Annotated in this window: 16 protein-coding genes; 5 read left to right on the forward strand and 11 right to left on the reverse strand. The window is 41.8% G+C overall.

Annotation, left to right across the window (positions count from 1 at the left end):
• Positions 1-51 precede the first annotated feature (51 nt).
• From ADF75_RS02210 to ADF75_RS02235, 6 genes are all read right to left on the reverse strand, one after another.
• A complete protein-coding gene (locus ADF75_RS02210) occupies positions 52-696 on the reverse strand; it encodes a redox-sensing transcriptional repressor Rex (protein WP_048690030.1) in 645 nt (214 codons plus the stop codon).
• Positions 697-789: 93 nt separating this feature from the next.
• Positions 790-1,026, reverse strand: a complete 237-nt coding sequence (locus ADF75_RS02215) for a DUF4649 family protein (RefSeq protein WP_048788985.1) — start codon at positions 1,024-1,026, stop codon at positions 790-792.
• Entirely contained in the window at positions 1,026-1,373 is a 348-nt protein-coding gene (locus ADF75_RS02220) for a DUF1831 domain-containing protein (RefSeq protein WP_048689998.1), read from the reverse strand. Before ADF75_RS02220 ends, ADF75_RS02215 begins: the two co-directional genes overlap by 1 nt.
• Positions 1,363-2,490 (reverse strand): cysteine desulfurase family protein, encoded by a 1,128-nt coding sequence (locus ADF75_RS02225; protein ID WP_048788986.1) that lies wholly within the window; start codon positions 2,488-2,490, stop codon positions 1,363-1,365. Before ADF75_RS02225 ends, ADF75_RS02220 begins: the two co-directional genes overlap by 11 nt.
• Before the next feature lie 9 nt (positions 2,491-2,499).
• The gene (locus tag ADF75_RS02230) at positions 2,500-3,456 is read right to left on the reverse strand and encodes a ribose-phosphate diphosphokinase (protein WP_048788987.1); all 957 of its coding nucleotides are present in this window, start codon (positions 3,454-3,456) and stop codon (positions 2,500-2,502) included.
• A gap of 62 nt (positions 3,457-3,518) precedes the next feature.
• Positions 3,519-4,085 carry a CYTH domain-containing protein gene (locus tag ADF75_RS02235; protein WP_048789043.1) on the reverse strand — a complete coding sequence of 189 codons (567 nt, stop codon included), beginning with the start codon at positions 4,083-4,085 and terminating at the stop codon, positions 3,519-3,521.
• A gap of 95 nt (positions 4,086-4,180) precedes the next feature.
• On the opposite strand from ADF75_RS02235, the gene ADF75_RS02240 reads away from it, so the two are divergent.
• The 5 genes from ADF75_RS02240 (at position 4,181) to mutY (ending at position 8,783) form a co-directional block, all read left to right on the forward strand.
• Positions 4,181-4,852: a GTP pyrophosphokinase gene (locus ADF75_RS02240; protein WP_048690012.1), complete on the forward strand. Its 672-nt coding sequence runs from the start codon at positions 4,181-4,183 to the stop codon at positions 4,850-4,852.
• A complete protein-coding gene (locus ADF75_RS02245) occupies positions 4,836-5,654 on the forward strand; it encodes an NAD kinase (RefSeq protein WP_281281320.1) in 819 nt (272 codons plus the stop codon). Before ADF75_RS02240 ends, ADF75_RS02245 begins: the two co-directional genes overlap by 17 nt.
• Positions 5,651-6,541: an RluA family pseudouridine synthase gene (locus ADF75_RS02250; RefSeq protein WP_048788988.1), complete on the forward strand. Its 891-nt coding sequence runs from the start codon at positions 5,651-5,653 to the stop codon at positions 6,539-6,541. The genes ADF75_RS02245 and ADF75_RS02250 overlap by 4 nt, the downstream gene beginning before the upstream one ends.
• Before the next feature lie 21 nt (positions 6,542-6,562).
• Positions 6,563-7,537: a phosphate acetyltransferase gene (gene pta / locus ADF75_RS02255; RefSeq protein WP_048788989.1), complete on the forward strand. Its 975-nt coding sequence runs from the start codon at positions 6,563-6,565 to the stop codon at positions 7,535-7,537.
• Between the two features lie 91 nt (positions 7,538-7,628).
• Positions 7,629-8,783, forward strand: a complete 1,155-nt coding sequence (gene mutY, locus ADF75_RS02260) for an A/G-specific adenine glycosylase (protein WP_048788990.1) — start codon at positions 7,629-7,631, stop codon at positions 8,781-8,783.
• A gap of 182 nt (positions 8,784-8,965) precedes the next feature.
• Here mutY and ADF75_RS02265 read toward each other — a convergent pair whose 3' ends face one another.
• The 5 genes from ADF75_RS02265 to ADF75_RS02285 all read right to left on the reverse strand — a co-directional run bounded on the left by ADF75_RS02265 (position 8,966) and on the right by ADF75_RS02285 (position 13,097).
• On the reverse strand, positions 8,966-9,313 hold the full coding sequence (locus ADF75_RS02265; RefSeq protein ID WP_048788991.1) for a thiol reductase thioredoxin: 348 nt from the start codon (positions 9,311-9,313) through the stop codon (positions 8,966-8,968).
• 109 nt (positions 9,314-9,422) lie between these two features.
• Positions 9,423-11,141, reverse strand: a complete 1,719-nt coding sequence (locus ADF75_RS02270) for a phospho-sugar mutase (RefSeq protein WP_048788992.1) — start codon at positions 11,139-11,141, stop codon at positions 9,423-9,425.
• 155 nt (positions 11,142-11,296) lie between these two features.
• On the reverse strand, positions 11,297-11,869 hold the full coding sequence (locus ADF75_RS02275; RefSeq protein ID WP_048690457.1) for an ECF transporter S component: 573 nt from the start codon (positions 11,867-11,869) through the stop codon (positions 11,297-11,299).
• A complete protein-coding gene (gene coaC, locus ADF75_RS02280) occupies positions 11,866-12,405 on the reverse strand; it encodes a phosphopantothenoylcysteine decarboxylase (RefSeq protein WP_048690459.1) in 540 nt (179 codons plus the stop codon). Before coaC ends, ADF75_RS02275 begins: the two co-directional genes overlap by 4 nt.
• Positions 12,406-12,410: 5 nt before the next feature.
• On the reverse strand, positions 12,411-13,097 hold the full coding sequence (locus tag ADF75_RS02285) for a phosphopantothenate--cysteine ligase (protein ID WP_048715952.1): 687 nt from the start codon (positions 13,095-13,097) through the stop codon (positions 12,411-12,413).
• Between the last annotated feature and the right edge of the window lie 2 nt (positions 13,098-13,099).

The following is a 13,099-nucleotide window of genomic DNA, read 5'->3' on the forward strand; positions in this document are numbered from 1 at the left end:
AATCCAAAGACAATTGAGAGGCTAGGACTTTTGTCCCAGCCTCTTTGCTTATCATGAATTTTTGCGCATAAAGTAGAGAAGGGTTTGCAATTCACTGGTTAGATCGACATATTGGACTACCACATCTTTTGGAACTGTTAGGTGTACTGGAGAAAAGCTAAGGATTCCCTTGATACCAGCTTCAACCAGTAAATCTGCAACTTCTTGAGATTTTACACTTGGAACGGTTAAAATGGCTGTTTGAATCTCTTGTCCCTCAAGTTTTTCTTTTAGTGTGGAGATGCCGTAAATCGGAATACCATCTTTACTTTTAGTGCCGACTAACTTATGATCATCCGTATCAAATGCCATGACAATTTTCATTTTGTTTCGCTCATGGAAGCGATAGTGAAGAAGGGCACTCCCCATATTTCCAATCCCGACGATAGCAACATTGGTGATGGAGTTATCATTCAAGAGATCAGCAAAGAAATTCATTAACTTTTTGACATCATAACCAAAACCACGTCGTCCTAGCTCTCCAAAGTAGGAGAAGTCACGACGAACAGTTGCGGAATCAATCCCGATGGCTTCAGCGATTTGTTTTGAATTTGCTCGCTCAATTTTCTCTGCATTAAAGCGTTTGAAAATGCGGTAATACAAGGAGAGTCGTTTAGCAGTAGCACGAGGAATTGGATTAGTCTTATCTTGTTTCACAATATCACAACCTTTCAAATCTATTTTATAAAAAGTTTGTGAAAAAAGCAACTATCTTATACTAAAAAAACACCAAAATGGTGTTTTTCTTAGTTAATTAGAATTTCTTAAACTCTGATCAAACTGAATCAGATAGCGATAGAAGTCACCGATTCTTCCAGTAAAAGGTAAGGTGTGCCCCTTGTAGGTCACAGAAACAACCTGATAGGAATCTGGAATGGTCACACAGCCTGAGAAGGCTAATAGACAGTGATCGATGTTGTCGTAGCTAACCTGACGTTCCTTTTGGTATGCATCCAAATAGGTGAGGACTACAGGACCATTGGTCATTACTTTTCAATCCTTTCAAAGATCTCACGTTCAACTAAACTGTCCATGAGGAAGTAGAATTTTTGTTGGATAATCTTGTTTTCTGGATTTTTGAAAATATTCACCAAACGAAGGCCTGACTTATCAGTAATGTTAATTTTAAATCCTGTTAAATCCTTATTGATGATAATTTTTAACTTAAAGCCATCTCCGCTATTTGGAATAGCTTCTAATAAACGATTTAATTCGTAGTTACCAACCTTTGTTTGTGCAAAGGTATTGTCGCGTAGGGTATATTTTTTAATATTTGGATGGATTGCGTATGTGTAATCACAGTTTGTTAATGAGACAGATGTTTCAAATGCCATGTAATTCTCCTAAAATTTTATGAATGTTTGTAATAAAAATATCGACTTCATCAGAAGTATTGAATTCGGATAAACTAATGCGAATAGATTCCTTCAAGCGATGAGAATCTTCGCCGTAATACGCTGCAAGGACATGACTTGGCTGAACAGTCCCCGCAGTACAAGCAGAGCCAGTTGAGACTGAAATCCCTGCCATATCTAAACGAAGCAGTAGGATATCATTGCTGATACCAGGGAAGCCAATGTTCAAGACATGAGGAAGCTTGGAGTCTGTGCCATTCAGATAGAAATCTAAATCTTCTAGGCCAGTTAGGATACGATCAGATAAGCTCTGAATATACTGATAATTTGCGTCTAACTGATCAGTTGCTTCTTTGAGGGCTTGAGCCATTCCAGCAATTGAAATCAAGTTCTCTGTACTAGCTCGACGCTTGTCTTCTTGGTCACCCCCGTGTAAGAGATTGAAGAAGTCAGGTATTTTAGCATAGAGAAGTCCAACTCCCTTAGGCCCGTGAAATTTATGGGCGGATGCGGTTAGAAAATCAACTCCTAGATCTTCAGGGGCTACAGTAAGTTTACCAACGGCTTGAACAGCATCGACATGAAAAGCAGCAGGATGGTCTTTTAAAAGGTCAGAAATTGCCTTGATAGGCAAGAGATCACCCGTTTCGTTGTTGGCATACATGGTGGATACTAAAATTGTATCGGGACGAAGTGCAGCTCGAATATCTTCAGGGCGAATTTTTTGATCGACCGGTTGAATGATGGTTACTTCAAATCCATATTCTTTAACTAAGTACTCAATCGGTTCCAGTACGGCATGGTGCTCAATAGCCGTGGTAATAATATGCTTCCCTTGCTGTCTATGTTTGAGACAGTAGCCTTTTATAACGGTGTTATTGCTTTCGGTCCCGCCAGAAGTGAAGATAATCTGTTGACTAGAGGTCTTTAAACAAGTTGCAACACATTCCCTAGCATCTCTAAGAATCTTTTTCGCTTGACGACCATGGGAGTGGAGACTAGAGGGATTACCGAAACTAGTTTCCATCGTTTCTGTCATCACCTTGATTACTCCTGGGCTTAGGGGAGTGGTTGCCGCATTGTCAAAATAAATCACGCCATCACCTTATTTCTTGTGGTATGCAAAGAGTGGACTAACTGGTTTACGCTCTTGGATACGAACAAGGGCATCTCCAATCAATTCGCTTGCAGTAATGTATTTTACATTTTTTGGTTTTTGTTCTTTGGTTGCTACAGAGTCTGTAACTAAAATTTCTTTAATCGGTGCTTGGTCTAGTAATTCCGCAGCTCCCTTAACGAAAAGTCCGTGACTTGAAACGGCATAAATCTCAGTAGCGCCGTCGCGTTGAACAATTTTTGCAGCTTCAGAGAAGGTTTTTCCTGTATTTAGAATATCATCGATCAGGATTGCTTTTTTACCTTTAACATCCCCGATGATGTAGCCCTCATCACGACTAGAGTCGTCTTGGGCGTAGTCGATGATAGCAATTGGGGCATCTAGATATTCTGCAAGATTGCGTGCGCGTTTCACTCCAGAATTTTTAGGGCTGACAACCACTACATCTGAACCGGTTAAACCTTGTTTGATATAGTGATCAGCAAATAGAGGAATCGTGAACAAATTGTCTACTGGGATATCGAAGAAGCCTTGTACTTGAACCGCATGAAGATCGAGGGTTACAACACGGTCTACCCCTGCCTTGACAAGCATGTTGGCAACCAATTTTGCTGTAATTGGTTCGCGAGGAGCAGCAGTGCGGTCTTGACGAGCGTACCCAAAGTATGGAAGGACCACGTTTACGGTATGGGCACTTGCTCGTTGGCAAGCATCTACCATGATTAACAATTCCATTAAGTGATTGTTCACTGGGAAGCTAGTAGATTGGATGATGTAAATATCATATCCACGCACACTTTCTTCGATATTAATTTGGATTTCACCATCTGAGAATTGACGTGAAGAAAGCTTTCCGAGTGGGATGCCAGCAACTTCCGAAATTTTTTGTGCAATTTCTTGATTGGAGTTGAGTGCGAAGAGCTTCATATTGTTTTTTTCTGACATGTGTTTGATCCTCATTTAGATATTTTTGTCTAGTCTTATTTTAGCAAAAAAATTCAGTAATTTCAGCTTTTTAGCAAACTTTGGGCCAATCTTGCTACTTTACTTTTGGCTGGCTTGTATTCAATTTGTTTTTCCTTTAGAAATTCGTGAAAATAAGTTTCATCTGAGGCGTCATCTACCTCCATCTCCAACTCATAGTCCTCGATAGAGTTATAGCGACTACGGTCAAAAGCTAATAAACCTTTAGGGATTCTTTTCTCCCGTCTCTCTGTTTCTAGGCTTCCCCAGACATCTAAGGAAGTTAGAGGAATGTCTAAATCAGTGAGAAAGCTGGCAATCTCACCTTGAGGGAGTTTCTTCTTGGAGAGAAAGGTTTCTACTTGTTCAAAAGTAAGGGCTTGATTGTATTCAAAATGTCCCGCATCTTGCGGCACTTTAAGGGTTAGCTCAGCCCGATCAGCTAAGGTACGAATTCGCAAGGCCATCCGATGATTCCGGATAGCATGGTCGGGCGTGTCAATATAGTGATTGGTTTGCCGGATAGGAGGTTGGTCCTTGAAAAAGTCTTCTAGAGAATGGTACTCTTCCTTGGTTAGTAAGGTTTTAAATTCAATTTCTAAATGATTCATAGCTACGTCCTTTTCTTTCGTTTGCAAGCTCTTTATGATATAATAATAGATGTGTTTATTTTATACAAAAAACTTTGAGATGACAAGGTGATTCAATGGCGATTGATTGGGAAAATTTTTTAGATCCCTATATCCAAGCAGTTGGGGAATTGAAGATTAAACTTCGTGGGATAAGAAAGCAGTACCGCAAACAACAAAAGCATTCCCCAATCGAGTTTGTGACCGGTCGTGTGAAGCCGATTGAGAGTATTCTCGAAAAGATGGAACGCAGAAGTATTTCTGAAGAGAACCTGGCTCAAGATATGCAAGATATTGCTGGTCTGAGAATCATGGTTCAATTTGTAGACGACGTAGACGAAGTCCTAGAAGTCTTGCGAAAGCGTCAGGATATGCGCGTGGTTCAAGAACGAGATTATATTCGTCACAAGAAATCAAGTGGGTATCGAAGCTATCATGTAGTGGTAGAGTATCCAGTAGATACCATTAATGGCTATGAAACGATTTTGGCAGAGATTCAGATTCGTACTCTGTCTATGAATTTCTGGGCCACCATTGAACACTCATTAAATTACAAATATAAAGGAGATTTTCCGGACGAGATTAAGAAGCGTCTTGAAGTCACCGCGAATTTGGCTTATCAACTCGATGAGGAAATGGGTGCCATTCGTGATGCCATTCAGGAGGCGCAAGCTCTTTTTGATCCAATGCATCGTAAATTAAACGATGGCGTCGGAAATAGTGATGATACAGATGAGGACTACAGGTAAAAAGGTTTCGATTATTCGAAATCGAAAACGCCAGAGCGAAGAGGTTTTTCAACAACTTCGTTATAAATTAAAAAAGAATAATTTTATCTTAACTGAGAAGCATCCGGATATCGTGATCTCTATCGGTGGGGATGGTATGTTGCTCTCGGCTTTTCATAAGTACGAGAGTCAATTAGATCGGGTTCGTTTTGTTGGAGTGCATACGGGGCATCTTGGATTTTATACGGACTATTTAGATGATGAGATTGACAAGTTGGTAGAAAATCTCAAGTTCGATACAGGTGCTAAGGTATCTTACCCAATCCTTAATGTCAAAGTGACTTTTGATAATGGGGATACGAAGATTATGCGAGCCCTTAACGAAGCGACAATCAAACGCAGCGATCGAACCATGGTGGCTGATTTAACCATCAATGGCGTTCATTTTGAGCGATTCAGAGGGGATGGCATTACGGTTTCGACCCCTACAGGTAGCACAGCTTATAACAAATCTTTGGGAGGAGCTGTGCTTCACCCGACGATCGAAGCGCTTCAAATTGCTGAAATTGCTAGTCTGAATAATCGTGTCTATCGAACTTTGGGGTCATCGATTATTGTTCCCAAAAAAGATAAGATTGAAATCACGCCTAGCCGGCCAGGTTTTCACATTCTCTCTGTCGATAATTCAACCTATTCCTATCGAAATATCGCCCATATTGAGTACCAGATTGATAATCACAAGATCAATTTCGTAGCGAGCCCAAGCCATACCAGTTTCTGGAATCGGGTCAAGGATGCCTTTATCGGAGATATTGACGAATGAGGTTCGAGTTTATTGCAGATGAACATGTCAAGGTTAAAACCTTTCTGAAGAAACATCAGGTTTCAAAAGGCTTATTGGCCAAGATCAAGTTTTCTGGAGGCCAAATTTTAGTCAATGGCGTCGAACAAAATGCCATTTATCTTCTGGATATCGGAGATAAGGTAACGATTGATATTCCCTCTGAGGAAAGTTATGAAGCCTTGGATGCCATTGATCGTGATTTGGAAATCTTGTACGAAGACGATCATTTCTTGGCCATCAACAAACCAGCAGGAGTGGCATCCATTCCTAGCTCCCTTCATTCCAACACCATTGCAAACTTTGTCAAGGGTTACTATGTTCGCAATCAGTATGAAAATCAGCTCGTTCATATTGTCACCCGTTTAGACAAGGATACCAGTGGGATCATGCTTTTTGCCAAACATGGCTATGCCCATGCTCGCTTGGATAAGCAACTTCAGGCTAAGACGATTCAAAAACGTTACTTTGCATTGGTAAAGGGCAAGGGTGAGTTGGAAAGCAAAGGGGATATCATTGCCCCCATTGCGCGTGATGAAGACTCCATTATTACCCGAAAGGTAGCAAAAGGTGGCAAGTATGCTCATACCAGCTACCAAATTGTCCAGTCTTTTGGTGATATTCATCTAGTGGATATCCAGTTGCATACAGGCCGGACCCATCAGATTCGCGTACATTTTTCTCATATTGGTTTCCCCCTTTTGGGAGATGATCTCTATGGAGGTTCGTTAGAAGATGGAATTCTTCGACAAGCCTTGCATTGCCATTCCTTGGCTTTTTATCATCCTTTTTTGGAAGAGGAGCTCCGAATTGAAAGCTCTCTGCCAGATGATTTTAGCCAAGTCTTAAAACAGTTATCAAATATTTAATTTTTTTCAAAGGAGAAACTCATGGAAGTTTTTGAAAGCCTCAAAGCCAACCTCGTTGGTAAGAATGCTCGTATTGTGTTACCAGAAGGGGAAGAACCCCGTATTCTGCAAGCAGCAAAACGGATTGTAAAAGAAACAGACGTTACACCTGTCTTGCTTGGTAATCCAGATAAGATTCGTATTTACCTTGAAATTGAAGGAGTTTTGGAAGGATACGAAGTTATCGACCCGCATTCTTACGCAGGCTTTGATGAGATGGTAGCTTCCTTGGTAGAACGTCGGAAGGGTAAAATGACAGAAGAAGAAGCGCATCAAATTTTGCAAGACGATGTCAACTACTTTGGTGTTATGCTGGTACATCTGGGAATCGTTGATGGTATGGTTTCAGGTGCGATTCACTCAACAGCTGCAACTGTTCGTCCAGCCCTTCAAATTATCAAAACTCGTCCGAATGTCAAACGCACTTCAGGTGCCTTCCTCATGGTTCGTGGATCTGAACGCTACTTGTTTGGAGACTGTGCCATCAATATCAATCCAGATGCTGAAGGCCTGGCTGAAATTGCCATCAACTCTGCTATCACAGCCAAGATGTTTGGCATCGATCCAAAAATTGCCATGTTGAGCTATTCAACCAAAGGTTCTGGTTTCGGTGAAAGTGTTGATAAGGTTGTTGAAGCAACAAAAATCGCTCATGAACTTCGTCCAGACCTTGAAATTGACGGGGAATTGCAATTTGATGCTGCCTTTGTACCAGAAACAGCAGCTTTGAAGGCTCCAGGAAGCAAGGTGGCAGGACAAGCTAATGTCTTTATCTTCCCAGGTATTGAGGCGGGTAACATTGGGTACAAGATGGCAGAACGTCTTGGTGGCTTTGCTGCAGTAGGACCAGTTTTGCAAGGGTTGAACAAACCAGTTAACGACCTTTCTCGCGGATGTAATGCAGATGACGTTTACAAATTGACCTTGATCACAGCAGCTCAAGCTGTGGAACAATAAGAATGATTGAAAGGCTTAGGGATTTCCTAGGCCTTTTTATGGTAGAGTCAGAATCTCTAAAGTAGAAGTCATTCTATGGTATACTAGGAATATGATGGATTTAAAAGATTACGGGATTATCATGTGGGAGGAGGAAAAAATTGCCTCTTTCCGAGAAAAATTATTAGCCTGGTATGATGCCAATAAACGCGATCTCCCCTGGAGACGGACACAGGATCCTTATAAAATATGGATCTCAGAGATTATGCTCCAGCAGACACGTGTCGATACGGTTATTCCTTATTATGAACGTTTTTTAGATTGGTTTCCGACGATTGCTGATCTGGCTCAAGCCCCTGAAGAAAAACTATTAAAAGCTTGGGAGGGATTAGGCTATTACTCGAGGGTCCGCAACATGCAGAAAGCTGCCCAGCAAATCATGGAGGACCATGGGGGTGTTTTCCCATCAAGCTATGAGGCTATCTCTAAACTCAAGGGAATTGGACCTTATACAGCTGGTGCCATTGCCAGTATTGCTTTTGGCTTGCCAGAGCCAGCAGTGGATGGCAATGTCATGCGGGTTTTAGCTCGTTTGTTTGAGGTTGACTACGATATCGGAGTTCCGACTAATCGTAAGTTTTTTCAAGCCATGATGGAAGTCTTGATCGATCCAGAGCGTCCGGGTGATTTCAATCAGGCTTTGATGGATTTGGGCTCAGATATCGAGTCCCCTGTCAACCCACGGCCGGAAGAGAGTCCTGTCAAGGAGTTTAGTGCGGCCTACCAACATGGGACCATGGATCGCTATCCCATCAAGGCTCCTAAGAAGAAACCAGTACCAGTCTATCTTACAGCCTTTATTATCAAGGATAGTCAAGGGCGCTACCTGCTGGAAAAAAATGAGCGGGAAGGACTCTTGTCAGGCTTCTGGCATTTTCCCTTGATTGAAGTGGATAGTCTAACTGAGAACCTGGGCCAATTGTCTCTACTGGATGAGAAAGAACAAGCAGAGGACAATTTAGAGATTCTCTCCTTTGAACAGGACTATGACTTGGTCATTGATTGGCAAGAGAGAACTTATCCCATGGTCCAGCATGTCTTTTCGCATCGCAAGTGGCAGGTTCAACTTCGTTACGGCCTAGTAAAAGAAGGAGAACAAGCAACCAGTGAATCGACTGTTTGGTTGCAACCAGAAGAATTTTCGGCCTATCCTTTTGCCAAACCCCAGCAAAAGATTTGGACGACTTTTACAGAAAATGAAAATTGAGAGTGGGACAGAAATCGGTAATTCGTTAGAATTCGATTTCGTCGTCCCACCTCCGCACAGTTGAGGAGGGCTGTAAAAGCAGATGAAATCAGCGTAGTAGAGCCCACTCAACCACTGCGTATTGTGCTCGACAATCCAAAAACAATTGAGAGGCTAGGACTTTTGTCCCAGCCTCAATTTTTTTATAGATGAGCGAATGTTTTAATTTCTTCTTCTGACATGGATGAGTCGCAGCGAACGGTAACTTCACCGGCTTCGACATGTAAAAATCCAGGAACAGTTGGAATGCCATAGGTAGAGCGGAAGACTTGCAAAGCATCCAGTTGACTTGGTTCTTCACTATTAATGAAGTAGATATGGGCTTTAGTTTCGGCTACTACAGTTGCTAATTTAGCAGCGAACTTCCGGCAATATGGGCAAGTCTTGCGTCCAATAAAGAAGGTTGCTGTTTCTTTTTGGTCGATGGCTTCTTGCGCGCGCGCAACAGTGGTTACTTCAAGATCTTTAATATCTTCTAAAAATTGTTCCATGAGATTACCTCGCTTTCTTATAAATCTAGTATGCCATAAAGGGCGAAAAAATGCTGTATTTTGATACGAAAAAAAGATGAGATTGGTTGATCTCATCTTTTGTGGTTGCTTATTTTACAAAGGCATTGATTTCAGCTTCGATGTTAGCAATTTTAGCTTGAGAATCTTCGTTGCTTTCACCAACAACGGCAATGTAGAATTTGATTTTTGGTTCTGTGCCAGAAGGGCGAACGGCAATCCAAGAACCATCCGCAAGTGTGTATTTCAATACATCACTTGGAGGAGTTGTCAAGGTTGTTACAGTGCCATCAGCAGCAGTAGATGTTTGTGCTTTGAAGTCTTCAGTGATTGAAACTGCTGTTGCGTTAAATTCTTTTGGACCGTTTTCACGGAATTTCGCCATGATTGCTTTGATTTGCTCAGCTCCGTCAACACCAGAAAGAGTAACAGAGATTGTCTTTTCAGCATAGTAGCCGTACTCTTTGTAGATTTCTTCAATACCATCTGCAAGAGTCAAACCACGAGAGCGGTAGTAAGCAGCAAGCTCAGCAACGACAAGGACAGCTTGAATCGCATCTTTATCACGTACGAATGGTTTGATCAAGTAACCGAAGCTTTCTTCAAATCCCATCATGTAAGTGTGATTGTGTTTTTCTTCGAATTCTTGAATCTTTTCAGCGATGAATTTGAAACCAGTCAAGACGTTGAACATAGTTGCGCCGTAGCTTTCAGCAATCTTCGTTACCAAGTCAGTTGATACGATAGATTTGCAAAGGGCTGCATTTTCTGGAAGAGTGCCAGCATTTTTGTGAGCTTCCAAGATGTACTTAGCCATGATAGCACCGATTTGGTTCCCTGAAAGGTTAAGGTAGCTACCGTCTTTTTGAAGAACTTCAACACCAACACGGTCAGCGTCAGGGTCAGTTGCGACAAGAACATCAGCGCCTACTTGGCGACCAAGTTCTTCAGCAAGTGCAAAGGCTGCTTGGCTTTCTGGGTTTGGTGATTTTACAGTTGAGAAGTCTGGGTCTGGAGTTGCTTGAGCCTCAACGACCTGAACAGAGTCAAATCCTGCTTGAGCAAGAGCACGACGAGCCAACATTTCACCAGTACCATGAAGTGGAGTGTAGACAATCTTCATGTCTTTACCGAATTCTTCAATTAAAGCAGGGTTGATGTTAACATCTTTGACTTCTTTGAGGTATTCAGCATCAATAGCTTCACCGATGACTTCAATCAAACCAGATGCTTTTTCAGCTTCTACATCCGCAACTTCTACAGCGAAAGGATTGTCAATGGCACGGATATAAGTTGTCAATGCGTCCGCGTCGTGTGGAGGCATTTGGCCACCATCTTCACCGTAAACCTTGTATCCGTTAAACGGAGCAGGGTTGTGGCTAGCTGTAATCATGATCCCTGCAAAACAGTTGAGGTGACGAACAGCAAATGAAAGTTCTGGAGTTGGACGGAGACTTTCAAAGACATAGGATTTAATACCGTGTTTTGCAAGAACGGCTGCTGATTCAAAGGCAAATTCTGGAGAGAAGTGACGGCTATCGTAGGCGATGGCTACACCACGTTCTTTTTCATTTCCACCTTTAGATTCAATCAAACGAGCCAAACCTTCGGTTGCTTGACGGACTACATAGATGTTAATACGGTTTGTACCCGCACCAATCAGTCCGCGCATACCTGCAGTACCGAATTCAAGGTTTGTGTAGAAGGCATCTTCCTTCGTTTTTTCATCCATGTTTTCCAAATCACGACGAAGGTAGTCTGGTAGATCAGCAAAATCAGCCCATTTTTGGAAGTTTTCTTGATAAGTCATAGTGCAACTCCTTATTTCTATAAATTAATCGCTTACATTATAGCATTTTTTTTCTGAAAAAACTAGATTCAATAGCAATTGTTTTCAAATTTAAATGCTGAGTGTCCACAAAAAAATCACACCTTCATTTGAAAAGTGTGATAAACGAAAATGACTTATAATGAATTCTTAACTTTTGAGAGAGGTGGGATGATTGCTAGAGTCAAAATGACTGTCGCAAGGACCTCAATCAATGAGTTGGTGGTTAAAACAGCACCGAGGAAAGCTTGGATACCACCTGGATAATTTTTTGAAAAGAAGATGAAAATACCTGAAAGCACAAAGAAAGTGTTGGTGAAAGATCCAACCGCTGCAGCGATTGCCAGTCCGGATTTATTATGGATCAACTTGTACACAAAGTAGGGGGTGATCCCGATGAGGATACGGGGAACCAGTACGATAATCAGAGAGTAAAGGTTTCCTTTTTCAACAAAAGGACTGAATAAATAACTACTTGGTAGCTGAACGATGGTGTTGATGGTGAGGCTAAAGAGTCCCATCAAGAGTCCCAAGGTCCCACCAATACGAGGTCCATAAAGAATAGAGGCAATGACCACTGGAATATGGACGAAGGTCGGTGGAATTAGAAAGGGGAAGAATTGAAAGATCATGGTTGATGTAAAATGAATGGTCACCATGATAGCGAAGAAGATAGAAATTTGTGCAATGGATGAAGAAGATTTTCTCATTTAAGGGACTCCTGTATAGTAGTTAGAATGGTTTCGATGGAAGCTAAAGCGCCAGATCCCTGATCGCCACAAGCTAGTAAAGCTTCACGCGGTGGGATGATTTGGTAGCCGTAGCTTTTTAGAGTTTCAAGATTGTTTTGTGTAGCGGGGTGGTCCAACATCTTGGTATTCATAGCGGGTGCTAGGAATTTCTTCACCTCAGACGGGAGGGCCAAAGCAGTGCTTGTTACGATATTATCTGCAAAGCCGTGGGCTAATTTTGCAATGGTATTGGCACTTGCAGGAGCGACTAGAAAAAGATCAGCCTCTTTCCCCAAGTCAATATGTTGGATTTGTTTTGGATCGTCTTCTGTCATGACCTCTACCAGGACAGCTTGTTTGGAGAGGACCTGAAGTGTTAGAGGGGTAATAAAAGCTGTAGCTGCAGGAGTCATAAGAATCTTTACCTGGTGACCGAGCTTGGTCAATTGACTGGTGAGGTCTGCTGCCTTGTAGGCAGAAATGCTCCCAGTTACAGCCAGTAGTATATTCGCCATAGGTTTTATCCTTTGTTCCTAATGTGATGATAAATTTTTTGAGCAATATCCAATTTCGTTTCGGCTATTTGAGTAGCATCTTTCGTAACTAAGTAAGCTCGATGTTTTCCGTCTTGAATTTCGCTTAAGTCATTGGCAACAATCATTTCTGCCTGATTTTTTTCGAGACTTGCACGAGCAACGGCTAGGAGTTGATCCTGTGCTACACCAACCAGCAGTTTAAAGCCGATCAAGCGAATGTCTGGATTCCATGTTTTTACTAAGGAAATCAACTTAGGATTTTTCTTTAAAAAGAGAACTTGGTAATCTTCCTCTGAAGAAATTTTCGATTCCTGGTTGGTTTGATGAAGAAAATGCTCTAAATTGCTAGCTTCTTTGACAGCCTGGAAACCTGACATATAGACAGGGCTGTAGTCAGAGACAGCCATAGCATGGATGAGCACCTGGTGAGTTGGAGTTTCTTTTTCAAGGACTGTTTGAAGTTCAGCGACATCTTTGATAAATATCTTTCTTAAATGAGGATGTTCTTTAGGCTGAACCGCAGTTGGAGTTGTCACCAGAGTCACAGAAAAACCTGCCTCTAAAAAACGTTTGGAAATGATTTTTCCAAGTTGACCAGTGGAATGGTTGGTAATCGAACGAACCTGATCAATCTTTTCACTCGTCCCACCGGAAGTAATCAAAATATTCATAG

Source organism: Streptococcus sp. 1171_SSPC (genome assembly GCF_001069335.1).
GTDB lineage: Bacteria > Bacillota > Bacilli > Lactobacillales > Streptococcaceae > Streptococcus > Streptococcus xiaochunlingii.